This window comes from Alphaproteobacteria bacterium, assembly GCA_041396705.1.
Classification (GTDB): Bacteria; Pseudomonadota; Alphaproteobacteria; order CALKHQ01; family CALKHQ01; genus CALKHQ01.
Window position 1 is genome coordinate 104,760 of the sequence record JAWKYB010000003.1, and the last position, 17,928, is coordinate 122,687.

Below are 17,928 nucleotides of genomic sequence, written 5' to 3' on the forward strand. Positions count from 1 at the left end.
GCCGCGCAACCACCGCAAGGGAGGCGACCATGACGCTGGATCGGGCCTGGGCGGATGTTCACGCGGCGGCGCAGCGGTTGCGCGCGACCACGCTGCGCGCGCTGTTCGCGGCCGATGCGCGCCGCTTCGAGACGTTCAGCCGGCAGCTCGACGACATGACGGTCGATTTCTCGAAGAGAAGATCGACACCGGCGCCCTCGATGCCCTGTTCGCCCTGGCGCGCGCCGCCGACGTCGAGGGCCGCCGCGACGCCATGCTGGCCGGTGCGCCGATCAACCTGACAGAGGGCAGGGCGGTGCTGCACACCGCACTGCGCGCGCCGGCCGCCTCGGCCGTGGCGGTCGACGGGCGCCCGGTGGCGGGCGAGATCCACGCGGTGCTCGACCGCTTCTGCGCCTTCGCCGAGGCGGTGCGCAGCGGCGCCTATGCGCCACCGGGCGGCGGGCGTTTCACCGATGTGGTCAATATCGGGATCGGCGGATCCGATCTCGGCCCGGCGATGGCGACGCGTGCGCTGGCCCCGTTCGCCGACGGTCCGCGGCTGCACTTCGTCGCCAACGTGGACGGTGCCGACCTGACCGACACGCTGGCCGGGCTCGACCCCGCCACGACGCTCTTCATCGTCGCCTCGAAGACTTTCACCACGCTGGAGACCATGGCCAACGCCCGCTCGGCGCGGGCCTGGCTGGCGGCGGGCCTGCCGCCGGCAGCGGTCGGCGCCCACCTGGCCGCCGTCTCGACAAATCTCGATGCGACCGCCGCATTCGGTATCGACCCGGCGCGGGTGTTCGGCTTCTGGGACTGGGTCGGCGGCCGCTATTCGGTCTGGTCTGCGATCGGCCTGCCGCTGGCGATCGCCGTCGGTGCGGCCAACTTCCGCGCTTTCCTGGCCGGGGCGCAGGCGATGGATGCGCATTTCGCCGCGGCGCCGCTCGACAGGAACCTGCCGGTGCTGCTGGCGCTGGTCGGCCTGTGGCGGCGCAATGCCATGGGATGGCCGACCGTCGCGCTGATTCCCTACGACCAGCGCCTGGCCCGTTTCCCGGCCTATGTGCAGCAGCTGGACATGGAGTCCAACGGCAAGCGGGTCACCCGCCAGGGCACGCCGGTTGCCACCGCGACCGGGCCGGTGATCTGGGGCGAGCCGGGCACCAACGCCCAGCACAGCTTCTTCCAGCTGATCCACCAGGGCAGCGACGTGATCCCGGTCGACTTCATCGTCGCCGCGCAGCCGAACGAGCGGCTGGGCGACCACCACGCCATGCTGCTGGCCAACTGCCTGGCCCAGGCGGAGGCGCTGGCGTTCGGCAAGACCGAGGCCGAGGTGCGTGCCGAGATGGCCGCGGCCGGCGCCGCACCCGCGCGCATCGACGCGCTTGCCGCGCACCGCACCTTCCCCGGCGACCGGCCGTCGACCACCGTGCTCCACCGCCGGCTCGACCCGTTCGCGCTCGGCCGGCTGATCGCGCTTTACGAGCACAAGGTGTTCGTGCAGGGCGCGATCTGGGACGTGAATTCGTTCGACCAGTGGGGCGTGGAGCTGGGCAAGCAGCTGGCCGGCGCACTGCTGCCGATGGTCAAGGGCGAGGCGGCGGACACGGGCAAGGATGGCTCGACCCGCGGGCTGCTGGCCCGCATCCGCGCGCTCAGTGACTGACCTGGTGCGCCTGGAACAGCTTGCCCCGTTCGGTCAGCAGCACCGAGATCAGCGTCAGCACGCTGAGCACCGTGAAGCCGATCATCAGCGGGCGGATGCCGCCGTCGAACGACTGGCTGACCACGGCACCGAGCACCGCGCCGGCGATGGTCGTGTAGAAGCCGATGAACGATGAGCCGATGCCGGCCATGTGGCCGAGCGGCTCCATCGCCAGCGAATTGAAGTTGGGCATCACCAGGCCGAAGCAGTAGAACAGCACCACCAGGAACCCGATGAACACGGCCAGCGGCGGGTGGTCCGGAAAGCCGATCGCGGCGAACACCGCGCAGGCGACCACCAGCGCCACGCTGGCGGCGTGCGAGATCCGCCGCATGCCGACCCGCTCGACGAAGCGGACGTTGGTGATGCTGGCCAGGATCATGGTCGCGGCGATCGAGCCGAACACCAGCGGGAAGTCGCTGCCCAGCGCATAGGCGTCGACGAACACCTGCTCGGCGCTGCTGATATAGGCGATCAGGCAGCCGAAGATGAAGCCGGTGGCGACGGTGTAGCCCAGGGTCTGGCGGTCCGCGACCAGCAGCTTCACCGCGCTGGCCAGGGCCACCCACGACAGCGGCCGCCGATTCTCCGGCGCCAGCGTCTCCGGCAGCCGCAGCCAGGTCCAGCCGACCAGCACCACGGCGCCGATCAGCAGCGAGAGGAAAACCCAGCGCCAGTCGCCGACCGTCAGGATCGCGCTGCCCAGCGACGGCGCCACGATCGGCACGATCATGAACACCATCATGACGAACGACATCACCCGCGACATGCCGCGGCCGACGAACAGGTCGCGGGTGATGGCGACACCGATCACCCGCGCCGAAGCCGAGCCGAATCCTTGCAGGCCGCGCGCCAGCAGCATCACCGCATAGCCCGGCGCCAGCACCGCGGCGACGGTGCCGAGGATGAACAGGCCCATGCCGAAGTACAGCACCGGCTTGCGCCCGAAGCGGTCGGACAGCGGCCCGTAGAGCGGCTGGCCGAGCGCGAAGCCGATCATGTAGGCGACGATCACATATTGCTGGGCGTTCGGGTCGGTCAGCGCATACCAGGCACCGATCTCCGGCAGCGCCACCAGCATGATGTCGATGGACAGCGCCGTCATCGCCATCATCAGCGCGACGAGGGCAACAAACTCCGTGAAGCGGGGGGCGGCCCGCTGGGCAATTGCGACCGGTTCGTGCATGGCACGCACAGTTTCACGACCGTGTCCGGCGGGCAAGCGCGGGCAGAGCGGCGGTGTGCAACGCAGCATTGCGCATCGCGCATGGCAGGTCGGCGATTGACGCGGGGCAGAACTGTGCGGATGAATGGCGCCGGCCGCGCTGACGGCCGCTGCACGCCAAAGGACGGGGGAGAGACCGCAATGCGCAACACGTTGGCCGCAACGACGGCTGCCATGGCCCTGCTGATCGCCGCAGGCGGCCCCGCCGCCGCGGCCGGCGAGCGAATCGCGGTCGTGACCCCCTATCTCTCGGCAGTGGCGACGGCGGAGATGGTGGAGACCTTTTCGGCGGAGGCCGAGGCGCGCGGCTGGCAGATCGACCTGGTCGACACCGCCGGCGACCTCGCAGCGATGGCCAGCCGGATCGAGGACGTCACTGCCTCCGGCGTCGACGCCATCGTGGTGGTGTCGATCGATCCGGCCCAGATGCAGGACCAGATCGACGCCGCCGCCGCCGCGGGCATCCCGGTGGTCGCCATCGACGGGGCGGCCAATCCCGCAGTCGCGCTGAACGTCACCTCCGACAACTACGTGCTCGGCCAGACGATGACGGCCTACCTGTTCGACGCCATCGGCGGCGCGGGCCAGATCGTCCGGTTCTTCCACTCGGCGCATCCAGGCGTGCGCCAGCGCGAGATCGCACTGGACGACGCGCTGGCGGCCAACCCCGACGTGACCGAGGTCGCCAGCCACTACGTCCAGGTGCCCGGTCAGATCGACGACAGCCGCAATGCGATGGATTCGATCCTGCTGGCACATCCGGGCGAGGGCGACATCGACGCGGTGTGGGCCGCCTGGGACGAGCCCGGCATCGGCGCCCAGCTCGCCATCGAGGCAGCCGGGCGCTCCGGCATCGTCATCGCCGGGATCGACGGCAACCCGCAGGCAATCGAGCTGATCAAGGCCTGCTCCCCGTTCATCGCCACCGTGCGCCAGGGCTTCGGCGACATGGCGCGGATCGCCGCCGAGCAGTTGGAGGCCGTGTTCGGCGGTGCGGCGGTGGAGGCCGGCGAGATGTATGCGCCGGTGGAACTGATCACGCGAGACAGCCTCGGTGTCTCCTGCGGGTGAGCCCCTGCTGGCGCTGGCGGGCATCGGCCACAGCTTCGGCCGCACCCGGGCGCTCGATGCCGTCGATTTCACCGTCCGGGCCGGCGAGGTGCACGGGCTGATCGGCCACAATGGCGCCGGGAAATCCACGCTTATCAAAGTGATGGCGGGTGTTCTTCACCCGGATTCCGGCACTGTGACGGTGGCGGGCCGGCGCATCGCCACGGGCGTTCCGGCGGCGAGCCATGCGGCCGGCCTGCGCTTCATCCACCAGAATGCGCCGCTGGTGCCGATCTTCGATGCGGTCGAGAACTGCTTCCTGGGGCGGCGCTATCCGCGCCGACGCGGCATGATCGACCGGCAGGCGATGCGCGCCGAGGTCGCCGCGATCGCGGCGCGGCTGGCGCCCGAGCTGCCGCTGGATGTACCGGCGGCCAGGCTCTCGGCCGGCATGCGCCAGTTGGTCCTGATCGTGCGGGCGATGGCCGATCGCGGCCGGGTGCTGGTGCTGGACGAGCCGACCGCGGCCCTGTCGGCGGCGGAGACCGACAGGCTGCTGCGCGCGCTCTGCGACCTGCGTGCCGAGGGCATCGGGATGGTTTTCGTCAGCCATCGCCTCGACGAGGTCTTGGCGGTGTGCGACCGGGTGACCAGCCTGCATGACGGCCGGCGCGGCGGTTCCTGCGCGACCGGCGAGGCCACCGTTGCCGACCTGGTGCGGCTGATGGGCTTCGAGGCTCCGGCCGACCGGCAACGCCATGGCGCCGGCGGCGACCGAACGCCGGTGCTGCGGCTGGCCGGCATGCGGCTGGTCCCCGGCGGCCCGTCGTTCGACCTCGACGTTGGCGGCGGCGAGGTGGTCGCGCTCTACGGCCGCAACGGCGCCGGCCGGTCGCGCCTGCTGCGCGCGATCTGGGGCGAAGGGGCGGTTTCCGGCGCCATGCAGCTGGACGGAAGCGACTTCCGGCCGCGCGGCCCGCGCCAGGCCATCGCCCGCGGTGTCGCCTATGTGCCCGACGACCGGCGGCGCAACGGGCTGCTGGCCGACCGGCCGCTGGTCGAGAACCTGACCCTGCCGCGGCTCGCGCGCTTCCGCGCGCATGCAGGCCTGCCGGTCCCCGATCGCCGGCGGGAAGCGGCCGCATTCGCCGACGCAGCCAGCCGCCTGCGCCTGGTCTTCGGCAGCCCGCGCCAGCCGGCCGCCACCCTCTCCGGCGGCAACCAGCAGAAGCTGATGTTCGGGCGCTGGCTGCAGGAGCGCCCGCGCCTGCTGCTGCTCGACGAGCCGAGCGAGGGCGTCGACATTGCCGCCAAGGCGGAGATCCACCGCCTGGTCCGTGACATGGCGGCGCAGGGCTGCGCTGTGCTGCTCGCAACCTCGGACCGCGACGAGGCGCTCGCCCTCGGCGACCGGATCGCGGTCATGCGCGGCGGCGCTCTGGCTGCGGTCGTCGACGGCTCGGCGGCCGACGGCCACGCGCTCGACGTCGCCGCGCAGGCCGCGGAAGCGGCATGAGCCTGGCCGCGCTGCAGCGCTGGGGCACGGCGGTCGCTTTCGTCCTGCTTTGCGCCGGTTTTGCCGCGGCGGCGCCGGACGCCTTTGCCAGCTGGGCCAACCTCGCCAACCTGCTGCAGCAGGTGGCGACGCTCGCCATCGTCGCCGCCGCGGCGACGCTGGTCATGGTGATCGGCGAGTTCGACCTGTCCATCGGCTTCATCGCCTCGCTGTCCGCGGTGCTGTGCGTCGCGCTGTTCGGCGAGCAGCTCGGCGTCGTGCCGGCGCTGGCGGCGGGGATGGTCGCCGCGCTGGCCGGCGGCGCGATCAACGGCGTGCTGGTCGCGGCCTTCGCGGTGCCGTCCTTCGTCGCCACCCTGGCCAACGGCACCATCCTCGGCGGCATCGCCTACTGGGCCTCCGGCGGCGCCAGCCTGTTCCAGGGCGTGCCCGACGGCTTCAAGGCGCTGGCGCGCGGCGATGTCGCCGGCATCCCCACCCTGGCCTGGTGGATGGCCGCGGTGCTGCTGGCCGTCGCCTTCCTGTTGGCGCGGACCGAGTTCGGGCGCCGCCTGCACGCGATCGGCAGCAACCGCGAGGCGGCCCGGCTCGCCGGCCTGCCGATCGTGCAGGACCGCATCCTCGCCTTCGTCCTGTCCGGCGGGCTGGCCGGGCTGGCCGGGCTGCTGTTGGCCGCACGGCTGGGCAGCGTGCAGCACACCATGGGCGACCCGCTGCTGCTGCCGGCCTATGCCGCCGTGTTCCTCGGCACCACCGCGTCGCCGACCGGGACCCCGACCGTCGCCGGCACATTCCTCGGCGTCGCCATCGCCGGCGTGCTCGCCAACGGGCTGACCATCGTCGGCGTGGAGCCGTTCGTGCAGAAGATGCTGACCGGGGCGATCATCATCGCGGCGGTGCTGGTGCGCCGGCTGGGGCGGCCGTCGTGAGCGGCAGCGGCGGTCCCGTGCTGGTGCTCGACGCCGGCACCTCGGCGCTGAAGGCGGCGCTGGTCGACGCCGAGGGCCGTATCGCGGCCGCCGCGGAGGCGGGCTATGGCGCCGAGCCGGCGCCCTATCGGCAGCGGCCGGAGGCCTGGTGGCAGGCGGCCTGCACGGCAGTGGCCGGCCTCGGGCCGGTCGCGCCGCGGGCAATTGCGTTGACCGGGACCATGGAGAATCTCGTGCCGGTGTCGGCGCAGGGCAGGGCGGTCGCCGACGCCATCCTCTATGCCGATTCCTGCGGCGAGGCCTGGCTGGCGCGGCATGGGCCCGCCCTGGCCGCCGCCGATGCCGCAACCGTCCTCGGCAATGCGCCGGAGCCGCTGATGTCGGCCTTCAAGGCGCTGTGGCTGGCCGAGGATGCGCCCGACGTGCTGGCCGCAGCGCGCTGGCTGCTGCTGTCGCCGAAGGACTTCCTCATCCTGCGCATGACCGGGCGCGCCGTGTCGGACCCGACCACGGCCACCACCAGCGGCTTGATGGCACTGGCAACCCGGCGCTGGAGCGCACCGCTGCTCGACCTGCTCGGGATCGAGGCGCAGCGGCTGCCCGCGCTCGTGGCGGCGGATACCGTGGTGGGGACGCTGGGCGCGGCGGCGGCGCGTTCGCTCGGCCTCGCCGAAGGCCTGCCGGTCCATGCGGGCTGCGGCGATGCCGGCGCCGCCACGGTCGGCTCCGGCTGTGTCGCGCCGGGGGATGTCAGCGTCCATCTCGGCACCACCGGTTGGGTCGCACGGGTCGTGTCCGACGACACGCTGGGCCGGCCGCGGCCCTGCTACCGCCTGGCGCATCCGCGGCCCGGGCTGGTGATCGAGGTGCTGCCGCTGCTGTCGGCCGGCGGTGCTGCAGCCTGGGCCCGGCGCGTGTTCGGCCTTGAGCCGGCGGCGGCGGAGCAGGCGGCGCGCGAGGCGGACCGCGATGCCCCGGACATCCTGTTCCTGCCCTACCTCAACGGCGAGCGTTCGCCATTCCTCGACCTCGACGTGCGCGGCGCGTTCCTCGGCCTGGACGCGGCGCACGGGCCGGGCGCGCTCTACCGCGCCGTGCTCGAAGGTGTGGCGCTGGCGCTGCGCGCCAGTCTGCGTGCGCTGTGCGGCGACTCGGTTCCGTCCCGCGTCGGCCTGTGCGGCGGCGGTGCGCGCAGCGCGTTGTGGGCGGCGCTGATTGCCGACTGCCTCGATACGCCGGTGCATGTCGCGGCGGAACCGGAGACCGTAACGGCGGTCGGCGCCGCCGTCGCCTGCGGCCTGGTCCGGGCCGCCGACATTGGCGCGGGGCCGCCGGTGCGGCCGCGGCCCGACCGGCAGGCGCGGACGGCGCGGCTCGCGCGTCTCTACGACGAGGCAACTGCGTTCGCCCGGGCCTCGGCCGGCCTGTTGCGCGGCAACGGCGCCTGACGGCACGACGGATGCCGGTTACGCCGAAAGGCGCGGATTCGCTGAAATGTTATCGATAACGCGGTTCACGCTGGCCAACCGCCGAGCGATGCCGCTATGGTCGGCACACAAGCAAGAAATCATCGCATGATCGGGAGGAACGACCGATGAAGACTGGTATCCGCACATTGTACGCCTCCGCCGCGGCGGCCGCCCTGGCCCTCGCGACGACGGCTGCGTCCGCCGAGACCTATACGCTGATCGGCGCCGTGCAGTTCGACGACAACCACGCCTTCACCAAGCTGATGGTCAAGTTCGAAGAGTTGGTGCACGAGTACTACACCGGACCGGACGAGGTAGTGTTCGAGCTGCACAAGAACAGCGAGCTCGGGCTCGAGAAGGACTATTTCGAGTACATGAGCCAGGGCATCTCGGTCGACTATGCGGTGGTGTCGCCGTCGCACATGTCGACCTTCTCGCCAATGGCGCCGCTGATGGACATGCCGTTCCTGTTCCGCGACCTCGACCACTGGGACGCGGTGCTGCGCAGCGACGCGTTCCAACCGATCGTCGACGACGTCTACAACAACGGCGACGTGATGCTGATCGGCTATGGCGGCGGCGGCACCCGCAACCTGATCGTCAATCGCCCGGTCACCAACATGGCCGAGCTGGAAGGCCTGCCGATGCGTGTGATGGGCGCGCCGATCCAGACCATGATCTTCGAGGCGGTTCGCGCCGCACCGTCGGTGATCGCCTATGACGAGGTCTACAACGCGATCCAGACCGGCGTGATCGATGCCGCGGAGAACGAGGCGGCCGGCATCGAGCAGATGCACTTCTACGAGGTCGGGCCGTTCATCTCGCTGACCCAGCATGCGATCACGGTGCGCCCGCTGTGCTTTGCCGGCGCCACCTTCCGCCGGCTGCCGGAAGACCTGCAGCAGGCCATCCTGCGCGCGGGCCAGGAAGCCGGCGAGTACGGCCGCCAACTGGAATCGAGCCAGGACAGCGAGAAGCTGGCGGCGATGGAGGCGGCCGGCCTGCTGCAGACGGTGGTGTTCACCGAGCGCGACCAGCTGCTGTCGCTGGCCGAGCCGGTGAAGGAGGAATACGCCGCCTCGCTGGGCGCCACCGAGGTCCTGCACGCGATCAACGCCGTCCAGGCCGACTGAGCGCCATTCCCGCCTGAACGCTTCGACCCGTCCGTCGCCGGCCGCGCCATCTGCGCGCGGCCGGTGGCGTGTCGGGCCGACGCGTGTGCCGGATCGCCGCCGTGAGCGCACTGACCAAGATCCTCGACGCCTATTACCGGCTGCTGAAACTGCTGCTGACGCTGTTGATGGGCGGACTGATCGTCCCGATCCTGATGCAGGTGCTGTCGCGCCATGTCGGCATCATCCCGCGCTTCATCTGGACCGAAGAGATCGCCCGCTTCTGCTTCGTCTGGGTGATCATGCTCGGCGCCATGGTCGCTGTGCGCGACGGCACCCACTTCGACGTCGACCTGCTGCCGGACCGGATTCCGCGCTGGCTCAACGCGGCCATCACACTGTTCGCGCATCTGGCGGTGTTCTGCGTCGCCATCACCTTCATCTACTACGGCTACGACTTCGCGGTGCTGGGGTCGCGCCAGCAGTCCGAGATTTCCGGCCTGCCGATGCTGACGATCTACATCGCCTGGCCGATCGCCGGCGTGACCTGGGTGCTGTTCCTGTTCGAGCGCATCGCTGCCGATATTCGCCGCTTCCGCACGGAGCAGCCGGCATGAGCGCCGGCGAGGTCGCCGCCATCCTGTTCTCGGTGTTCGGCGTGCTGATCGTGCTGCGCGTCCCGGTGGCCTTCGCGCTGGGTCTCGCCTGCGTGCCGGTGTTCTTCATCGAGGATCGCCTGACCCCGGTGATGCTGGCGCGCGAGATGTTCAAGTCGTACAACTCGTTCGTGCTGCTGGCGGTGCCGTTCTTCCTGCTGGCGGCCAACCTGATGAACTCGGCCGGCATCACCGAACGGCTGATCAACCTGTCCAAGGCGATGGTCGGGCACCTGCCGGGCGGGCTCGGCCACATCAACGTGGTCGTCTCGATGCTGTTCGCCGGCATCTCCGGCTCGTCGACCGCGGATGCGGCCGGCATCGGCTCGCTGCTGATCCCGGCGATGCAGAAGCAGGGCTACGACACCCGCTTCTCCGTTGCGGTCACCGCCTGCTCGTCGGTGATGGGCGTGATCATCCCGCCGTCGATCCTGATGGTGGTGTGGGGCGGGCTGATGTCGGTCTCGGTCGGCGGGCTGTTCCTCGCCGGCGTCATCCCTGGCGTGCTGATCGCGCTGTCGATGATGGCGACGGTGTACGTCTACGCCCGGGTCTACAACTATCCGGTCTATTCGCGCGCCTCGCTGCGCGACTTCGGCCAGGCGCTGGCCCGCGCGCTGCTGGCGCTGGCCACCCCCGCCATCATCGTCGGCGGCATCGTGCTCGGCTGGTTCACGCCCACCGAGGCCTCGGTGATCGCGGTGATCTATTCGCTGACACTGGGGCTGCTGATCTACCGCTCGATCCGGCCGCGCGAGGTGCCGAAGGTCCTTTACGACTCCGGCCGCTTCGCCGCGATCTCGCTGTTCTGCATCGGCACCGCGTCGGCCTTCGGCTGGATCCTGGCCTATTTCCGCATCCCGCAGGCGCTGGTCGACGTGATCGTCGGCTGGGGGCTCAGCGGCATCGGCATCGGGCTGGCCATCGCCGGGGCGTTCCTGGTGATCGGCATGTTCATCGACGCGATCCCGGCGATCATCATTCTCGGCACCGTGCTGCGCCCGGTGGCGGAGGCCGGCGGCATCCACCCGATCCACTTCGCCATCATCGGCGTGGTCAGCCTGGCCTTCGGGCTGGTGACCCCGCCCTACGGGTTGTGCCTGCTGATCGCCTGCTCGCTGGGCAAGATCAAGGTGGTGCAGGCGCTGCGCGACGTGTGCGTGCTGCTGATCCCGATGCTGCTGGTGCTGGTGCTGATCGTCGTGCTGCCGGACGTGATCATGGCGCTGCCGCGCTGGTTGATGCCGCAGTTCGTCAACTGAGCCCCGGCTCAGAGGATCCCGTACTTCGCGAAGACGTCCTTCAGCGGCTGGCCGGCGGCGAGGTCCTCGCGCATGGCGTTCTCGCTCGATACCTTCTGCAGTGCCAGGTCGATGGCCCGTTCCGCGACCGCGGCAGGCAGCACCACCACGCCGTCGACGTCGCCGAACACCCAGTCGCCCGGGTTGACGCGCACGCCGCCGCAGCGCACCGGCACGTCGATGCGCATGATCGTGCCGCGGCCCTTGCTGTCGAGCGGACCGATCCCGCCGGCGAACACCGGGAACTTCATGCCGCGGATCAGGCGCACGTCGCGGACCAGCCCGTCGGTGACGCAGCCGGCAGCCCGGCGCGCCACCGAAGCGGTCGACAGCAGTTCGCCCCAGGGCGCCACCCGCTCGCCGCGCGGGCAGGCGAGCACGGCGACGTCGTCCGGCTTCAGGTCGTCGACCAGCGCGATCTCCAGCTCATACGGGTTCTCGCCCGGCGTCTCGGCATAGACCTCCATGTAGAGCCCGGTGCGGGCGCGGCCGAACAGGACGAGGCTCTCGTCGAGTGGGCGCAGCGAGGGGTGCATCGCCTGCTCGGTGTGGCCCAGCCCATCCAGCGTGTCCGACAGCACGGCCGAATAGAGCCGCGCACGCACCGTTTCGATCAACGCCTGGTCGATCATCCCGAACTCTCCTTCCCAACCGTCCGGACGGGCCGGTCCGGCCTGCGTCCGCGCGCGACGATGCCACGCACGCCGCGGCGTGTGAATTCCCGCGGACCGGCCCGCAAGATGATTCCGGCCAAAACGTTTCGGATGATCCATTGTGTCGCACCGCACATGACTGTAAGCTTTGCGTAGGCGTGCGAAGACCGGTCTTCAGGCCGGCTGGCGCCTTGTGTTTGGGGAGGAGACGAACGATGACATCACAGCGGACGCTGGCCCTTTGCCTGTTGACCGGCAGCATGCTGGTCCCGGTTAGCGCGGCATTGGCCCAGGACAAGGTGATCGGGGTCAGCTGGCGCCACTTCCAGGAAGAGCGCTGGCGCATCGACGAGCGCGGCATTCTCGACGCGCTGGAAGGTCCCGGTTGGGAGTATGTCAGCGCCGACGCGCAGGCCGACCCGCAGAAGCAGATCACCGACATCGAGGGCCTGATCTCCAGCGGCGCCGACGTGCTGATCGTGCTGGCGCAGGACAGCTTCGCGGTGGTGCCGGCGATCCAGTCGGCGCAGGCCGCCGGCATCCCGGTCATCGCCTATGACGTGCCGGTGGACATGACCGACATCCTGTTCATCAGCTTCGACAACATCGCCGTCGGCCGGCTGATGGGCGAGGCGCTGGTTGCCGCCCAGCCCGGCGGCAACTGGGCGATCCTGAACGGCGACCCGTCGATGTCGATCGTCAACCTGTTCAAGGAAGGCCAGATGCAGGCGGTGCAGCCGCTGATCGACAGCGGCGCCATCACCGTCGTCGCCGAGCAGTTCATCGAGAACTGGAAGCCGGACGTCGCGCAGACCGCGATGGACCAGATCCTGACCATGAGCGGCAACGAGATCGACGCAGTGCTGGCGATGAACGACGGCATGGCCGGCGGCGCTGCCGCGGCGATGGCCGCCCAGGGCATGCACGGGGTGGCGCTGTCCGGGCAGGACGGCGACATCGCCGCGCTCAACCGCATCGCGCGCGGCGACCAGACCGTCTCGGTCTGGAAGAACTCCTATTCGCTCGGCCAGACCGCCGCCGTCGCCGCCGTCGCACTCGGCGAGGGCACGCCGATGGCGGAGGTTGCCGGCGCCCAGCCCTACGAGACGCCGTCAGGCCAGATGCAGAGCGCGATCCTGCTGGAGCCGATCGCCATCACCCGCGACAACCTCAATCTGGTCGTCGATTCCGACTGGATCAGCAAGGAAGACCTGTGCCAGGGCGTGACCGAGAACGCGCCCGCGGCTTGCCAATAGGGGGCGACCGGGGCCATGGGAGGCATGCGGCGTCCAGCCGGCGCCGCATGCTGACCGGGCGGCCGGTCCCGGCGGATGGCCGGGGCGGACCGGGGCGGGGCGGACTGGGCCGCGCCGACGGTCCCCCCGTCGCCGGCGACGCCGGTCACGCTCGTAACGCGCCATGACCATGACCCTGTCCGGCGGACCGGCCGGCGTGCAAACGCTGCAGCAGCGTGCGCGGCAGATCGCGCTCGCCACGGGTATCGACACGCGCCTGATCGCGCTGATGTCGATCATGGCGGTCGTCTGGGTCGCGCTCGATGCCGCCACCGGCGGCGTGTTCCTCAGCGCCCGCAACCTGTTCAACCTGTCGGTGCAGTTCGCTGTCGTCGGCATCATGGCGACCGGCATGGTGCTGGTGATCGTCACCCGCAACATCGACATCTCGGTCGGCTCGCTGCTCGGCTTCATCGGCGTGTGCGGCGCGTTGCTGCAGGTGCGCAGCCTCGGCCTCGACGACCCGAACGCCTGGTGGATCACCACGGTCGCGATGGTCGCCGGCGGCGTGCTGCTCGGCCTGATCAACGGCCTGGTCGTCGCCTATCTGCGGGTGCCGGCGCTGATCGTGACCCTGGCCGGACTGATGTTCTACCGCAATGCCGCCTATCAGGTGACCGAGGGCGTCACCATCGCGCCGCTGGACGAGACCTTCCAGATCATCGGCGGCGGCCTGAACGGCACCATCGGCGAGACCTGGAGCTGGATCGTCGGCGCCGCCGCGGTGGCCGCCATCGCCTGGGGCACGCTCGCCACCCGGCGCCGGCGCAGGAAATACGGCTTCCCGCTGCGCCACCCGGCGATGGAGGCGGCGATGATCGCCTTCTGGTCGCTGGTGGTGCTGGTGTTCGTCAACACCATGAACAACTACAACAAGCCGAACACCGAGGAGCCGATGGGCATCGCCGTGCCGGTGCTGATCCTGTTCGGCGTGGCGGCGACGATGTCGTTCATTGCCAAGCGCACCCGTTTCGGCCGTTACATCTATGCCATCGGCGGCAACCCGGACAGCGCCGAGCTGGTCGGCATCGACACCCGCAAGGTCGTCGTCTCGACCTTCACCCTGATGGGCTTCCTCGCCGGGCTGGCCGCCGTTGTAGTGACCGCGCGGCTGAACGCGGCCACAAACGCGACCGGCATCATGACCGAGCTGCAGGTGATCGCGGCCGCCGTGGTCGGCGGCACCTCGCTGGCCGGCGGGCTCGGCACCATCTTCGGCGCCGTACTCGGTGCGCTGTTCATCCAGAGCCTGGAGAGCGGGATGGTGCTGCTGCGGCTCGATTCCCCGGTGCAGAAGATGGTGATCGCCGTGGTGCTGGTCAGCGCGGTGGTGATCGACATGGCGTTCCGGAGGAAGCGGTCGTGAGCACCCCGCTGGTCGAGATGCGGCGCATCTACAAGACCTTCGGCGGCGTACACGCGGTCGAGGACGTCACCATCGATGTGCAGCCGGGCGAGGTGGTCGGCCTGCTCGGTCACAACGGTGCCGGCAAGACCACGCTGATCAAGATCCTGGCCGGGGTCTACACCGCCGATGCGGGCGACATCCTGCTCGACGGCCGCCGGGTCGAGATCCGCTCGCCGCGCGACGCCCGCGCGCTCGGCATCGAGACCATCCACCAGAGCCTGGCGCTGGCCGACAACCTCGACGCCACCGCCAACCTGTTCCTCGGCCGCGAGACCACCCGCTTCGGCATCCTCGACGAGGAGGCGATGGAGCACCAGGCGCGCCAGGTGCTGGACCGGTTGCGGCTGCGGCTGCCGTCGCTGCACGAGATCGTCGCCAACCTGTCCGGCGGCCAGCGCCAGGCGGTGGCGATCGGCCGTGCGATCCACTTCAATGCCCGGGTGCTGATCATGGACGAGCCGACCGCGGCGCTGGGACCGGAGGAGACGGCCAAGGTCGGCGATCTGATCAAGGCGCTGGCCGACGAGGGCATCGGCATCTTCCTGATCAGCCACGACATCCACGACGTGTTCGCGCTGTCGCATCGGCTGAGCGTGCTGAAGAACGGCCGGCTGGTCGGCACCGTCCGCACCGAGGACGTCAGCAAGGACGACGTGCTGGCGATGATCATCGCCGGCGAGCGGCGGGGCAGGGCGGCGGACGCGGTGCTGGCCGCCGAGGGCCATGGCTGAAGCCGCCGAACGGCGCATCGACGCCCACATCCATTTCTGGCAGCTCGCCCGCGGCGACTACACCGCGCTGACGCCGGCGATGCCGACGCTGCTGCGCGACCATTTGCCGGTCGACCTGGCCCCGCATCTCGAAGCCCACGACATCGGCGCCATCGTCGTCGTGCAGGCGGCGGAAACGGTGGCGGAAACCCGGTTCACACTGGGGCTCGGCAAGCGGTGGCCGTTCATCGCCGGCGTGGTCGGCTGGGTCGACCCGGCCGCGCCGGACCTGGCCGCGACGCTCGACGGCTTTTGCGGCGATCCGCGCTACAAGGGCGTGCGCCCGGTCCGCGACGACAACCGGTCGATGGCGTGGCTGGCCGACCCGGCCTTGGCGCCCGGCCTCGCCATGTTGGCGGCGCGCGGCCTCAGCCTCGACATCCTGGTGCAGCACCCCGACGAGCTGCCGCACGCCACCGCGATCGCGGCGCGGCACCCGGATCTCGCCATCGTGCTCGACCACTGCGGCAAGCCCGACATCGCCGGCGGCCGCTTCCGGCCCTGGGCCGACGACATCGCGGCCCTGGCCCGTCATGGCAACGTCGCCTGCAAGCTCTCGGGCCTGCTCAACTGCGCGCGCCCGGGCGCCGGCGCCGACGATCTGCATCCCTATGCCGCGCATGTGCTGGCCTGCTTCGGCGCGGACCGGGTGATGTGGGCCAGCGACTGGCCGCCGCTGACGCTGGCTGCCGACTATGGCCGCTGGTGCGACGTCAGCGACACCCTGCAGGCAGGCCTGTCGCCCGTGGATCGCGCCGCGGTGCGCGGCGGCACGGCGGCCCGCGTCTACCGCCTCTGACGCACAGACGCTTCAGCCCGCCAGTGCCGCGGGGTCGGCCCCGAAGCCTTCGGCCAGGCGGCGCAGTTCCGCCGCGGTGTTGGCGTCCAGCGGGATTCCCTCGGCACTTCGCCGGGCCGCGGTCTCGCGCTCGACGTCGCCGGGCATCAGCACCCGGTCGCCGGTGCCGGCCGGCGGTGCGCCGGTGACCCATGCGGTCAGCCGCTCCGCCTCGGCGATGTAGGCGTCGCCGGTGCCGAGCAGGTCCGGCGCCAGGTAGATCGACAGCATGTTGTTGAGCAGATAACGCGCATCGTCGCGGCCGGGATCGGTAGTACCGCCGCCGGTCAGCGCGCCGGCCAGCAGCTCGATCATCACCGACAGGCCGTGGCCCTTGTGGCCGCCGAACGGCAGGATGGCACCGCGCGGCGGGCCGTAGAACGCGGCCGGGTCGGTGGTCGGCCGCCCGTCGCCGTCGAGCACGAGGCCGGCCGGCAGCGCCTTGCCGGCGGCGCGCGCAACCTTGATCTTGCCCTCGGCGATGGCCGCAGTGGAGATGTCGAGAATGATCGGCGGGGCACCGCGCCGCGGCGCGCCGAAGGCCATCGGGTTGGCGGACAGCCGCGCCTCGGTGCTGCCGAACGGCGCCACCAGCATGCCGAATCCGGTGGTGTTGACATAGTGCATCGACACCAGCCCGGCCTCGGCCGCGCGCTCGGCCCAGTGCCCGATGCGGCCGAGATGGCCGGTGTTGCGCACCGCCACGACGGCAATCCCGCGTGTGCGCGCCTTGTCGATGCCGACCCGCACCGCCTCCTCGCCGATCGCCTGACCAAGGCCGCGGTCGCCGTCGACGACCGCGCCGACCTCGGTCTCGTGCGTGACCTTCGCCTTGCGGCCGGCGCGCACCATGCCGTCGGCGAGCCAGGGCACATAGGTGACCAGCCGGATCACGCCGTGGGAATCGTGGCCGGCCAGGTTGGCGCCGACCAGATGATCGGCCACCACCTTCGCCTCGTCCGGCGGGCAGCCGGCGCCCTGCAGGACGGCGGCTGCGACTGCGCGCAGGGGCTGCGGCGCGACGGCGATCGGCCGCGCCATCAGTAGCGCCGCGCCGCAGCGACCTCGTGGTGCGCGCCGTCGGCGCCGATGGCGAGCCAGGTCTCGGCCTTGTCCGGCAGCGGCGGATAGCCGAACACCACCGGTTCCGCGCCTTCGATGTCGAGCAGATAGCGGATCGCCGCATTGCTGCGGTCGTACAGGTCCTTGCCCAGGTGCTTGCGCTCCACCGTCTGTTGCGGCACGTCCCGGCGGCCGATCGCCAGGTGCAGCACCCGGCGCGGCTTGCCCGAGGTGTTGACGGTGCCGCCGTGCCAGCAGCAGCCGTTGATGACGGCAACCGATCCGGCCTTGCCGGTCACGTGGAACTCGCCGGGATAGGGGGCGAGCGGATCCTGCGGAATGCGCGGGCGCGTCGCCTCGTCGATCACCTGCTCGGTGACCTCGGCCAGGTTCACCTCGGGCACGTTCAGCGGCGACCATTTGTGCGAGCCCGGCACCACCCGGGTCGGCCCGTTGTCCTCGGTCATGTCGTCGAGCATGACCATCGAGTTGACCGCGCGCCAGTCGGTCGGGTGCACGCGGGGCACATCGGAGTGCAGCGGCTGTTGGCCTTCGCCCTTCAGCGGGTTGCGCGCGTTCAACGAGTAGGTGTGGATCTCGCCGAGCAGATAGTGGGCGGCGACCAGCGTCGGCCGGCAGGTCAGGCAGCGGTCGAACTCGGCAGACTTGTTGAACAGGTTGGACAGCCGCGGCGCGCCGGGTTCGATGTGCACCTCGTGCCCGCCCATCTCGCCCTCGATGCCGCGCAGGCGGTCGAACTCCGCCTTCATGGTGGCGACCTCTTCGGGGGTGAACACGTTCTCGGCGATGAAGAAGCCGTCGCGGTCGAACGCTTCCTTCTCCTCCGGTCGCAGTTCGAGATCGGTGATGCCGAGCGCCCGCAACGCCTGCGCCGTGTTCATGGCGGTTTCCTCCCGTTCGCGCGGTTGATCGAAACGTTTCGTTTTG

Annotated in this window: 15 protein-coding genes and 1 pseudogene; 12 read left to right on the forward strand and 4 right to left on the reverse strand. The window is 70.6% G+C overall.

What is annotated here, in order from left to right:
- The first annotated feature begins 29 nt into the window (after positions 1-29).
- Positions 30-1,657, forward strand: a pseudogene (pgi, locus tag R3F55_03830) (glucose-6-phosphate isomerase).
- Here the strand turns inward: pgi and R3F55_03835 are convergent.
- Positions 1,647-2,882, reverse strand: coding sequence for a multidrug effflux MFS transporter (locus R3F55_03835; GenBank protein ID MEZ5666562.1), 1,236 nt, complete (start codon positions 2,880-2,882; stop codon positions 1,647-1,649). The pseudogene pgi and the gene R3F55_03835 overlap by 11 nt on opposite strands.
- Before the next feature lie 180 nt (positions 2,883-3,062).
- Here R3F55_03835 and R3F55_03840 point away from each other — a divergent pair, with 180 nt between their 5' ends.
- From R3F55_03840 to R3F55_03870, 7 genes are all read left to right on the forward strand, one after another.
- Entirely contained in the window at positions 3,063-3,992 is a 930-nt protein-coding gene (locus R3F55_03840; GenBank protein MEZ5666563.1) for a substrate-binding domain-containing protein, read from the forward strand.
- A complete protein-coding gene (locus R3F55_03845) occupies positions 3,976-5,487 on the forward strand; it encodes a sugar ABC transporter ATP-binding protein (GenBank protein MEZ5666564.1) in 1,512 nt (503 codons plus the stop codon). Before R3F55_03840 ends, R3F55_03845 begins: the two co-directional genes overlap by 17 nt.
- On the forward strand, positions 5,484-6,416 hold the full coding sequence (locus R3F55_03850) for an ABC transporter permease (protein ID MEZ5666565.1): 933 nt from the start codon (positions 5,484-5,486) through the stop codon (positions 6,414-6,416). The genes R3F55_03845 and R3F55_03850 overlap by 4 nt, the downstream gene beginning before the upstream one ends.
- On the forward strand, positions 6,413-7,864 hold the full coding sequence (locus R3F55_03855; GenBank protein ID MEZ5666566.1) for an FGGY family carbohydrate kinase: 1,452 nt from the start codon (positions 6,413-6,415) through the stop codon (positions 7,862-7,864). Before R3F55_03850 ends, R3F55_03855 begins: the two co-directional genes overlap by 4 nt.
- Before the next feature lie 146 nt (positions 7,865-8,010).
- Positions 8,011-9,018, forward strand: a complete 1,008-nt coding sequence (locus R3F55_03860; GenBank protein ID MEZ5666567.1) for a TRAP transporter substrate-binding protein — start codon at positions 8,011-8,013, stop codon at positions 9,016-9,018.
- A 101-nt stretch (positions 9,019-9,119) separates the two neighbouring features.
- On the forward strand, positions 9,120-9,614 hold the full coding sequence (locus R3F55_03865) for a TRAP transporter small permease (GenBank protein ID MEZ5666568.1): 495 nt from the start codon (positions 9,120-9,122) through the stop codon (positions 9,612-9,614).
- A complete protein-coding gene (locus R3F55_03870; GenBank protein MEZ5666569.1) occupies positions 9,611-10,915 on the forward strand; it encodes a TRAP transporter large permease in 1,305 nt (434 codons plus the stop codon). Before R3F55_03865 ends, R3F55_03870 begins: the two co-directional genes overlap by 4 nt.
- 8 nt (positions 10,916-10,923) lie before the next feature.
- Here the strand turns inward: R3F55_03870 and R3F55_03875 are convergent, their stop codons facing one another.
- Entirely contained in the window at positions 10,924-11,586 is a 663-nt protein-coding gene (locus tag R3F55_03875; protein ID MEZ5666570.1) for an RraA family protein, read from the reverse strand.
- A gap of 236 nt (positions 11,587-11,822) precedes the next feature.
- Between R3F55_03875 and R3F55_03880 the strand changes: the two genes are divergently transcribed.
- From R3F55_03880 to R3F55_03895, 4 genes are all read left to right on the forward strand, one after another.
- The gene (locus R3F55_03880) at positions 11,823-12,863 is read left to right on the forward strand and encodes a substrate-binding domain-containing protein (GenBank protein ID MEZ5666571.1); all 1,041 of its coding nucleotides are present in this window, start codon (positions 11,823-11,825) and stop codon (positions 12,861-12,863) included.
- A gap of 163 nt (positions 12,864-13,026) precedes the next feature.
- Positions 13,027-14,268, forward strand: coding sequence for a sugar ABC transporter permease (locus tag R3F55_03885; GenBank protein MEZ5666572.1), 1,242 nt, complete (start codon positions 13,027-13,029; stop codon positions 14,266-14,268).
- 17 nt (positions 14,269-14,285) lie between these two features.
- On the forward strand, positions 14,286-15,041 hold the full coding sequence (locus R3F55_03890) for an ATP-binding cassette domain-containing protein (protein ID MEZ5666573.1): 756 nt from the start codon (positions 14,286-14,288) through the stop codon (positions 15,039-15,041).
- Entirely contained in the window at positions 15,034-15,879 is an 846-nt protein-coding gene (locus tag R3F55_03895; protein ID MEZ5666574.1) for an amidohydrolase family protein, read from the forward strand. The genes R3F55_03890 and R3F55_03895 overlap by 8 nt, the downstream gene beginning before the upstream one ends.
- Before the next feature lie 12 nt (positions 15,880-15,891).
- Here R3F55_03895 and R3F55_03900 read toward each other — a convergent pair whose 3' ends face one another.
- Positions 15,892-16,959, reverse strand: a complete 1,068-nt coding sequence (locus R3F55_03900) for a malate/lactate/ureidoglycolate dehydrogenase (protein MEZ5666575.1) — start codon at positions 16,957-16,959, stop codon at positions 15,892-15,894.
- Positions 16,959-17,882: a phytanoyl-CoA dioxygenase family protein gene (locus R3F55_03905; protein ID MEZ5666576.1), complete on the reverse strand. Its 924-nt coding sequence runs from the start codon at positions 17,880-17,882 to the stop codon at positions 16,959-16,961. The genes R3F55_03900 and R3F55_03905 overlap by 1 nt, the downstream gene beginning before the upstream one ends.
- Between the last annotated feature and the right edge of the window lie 46 nt (positions 17,883-17,928).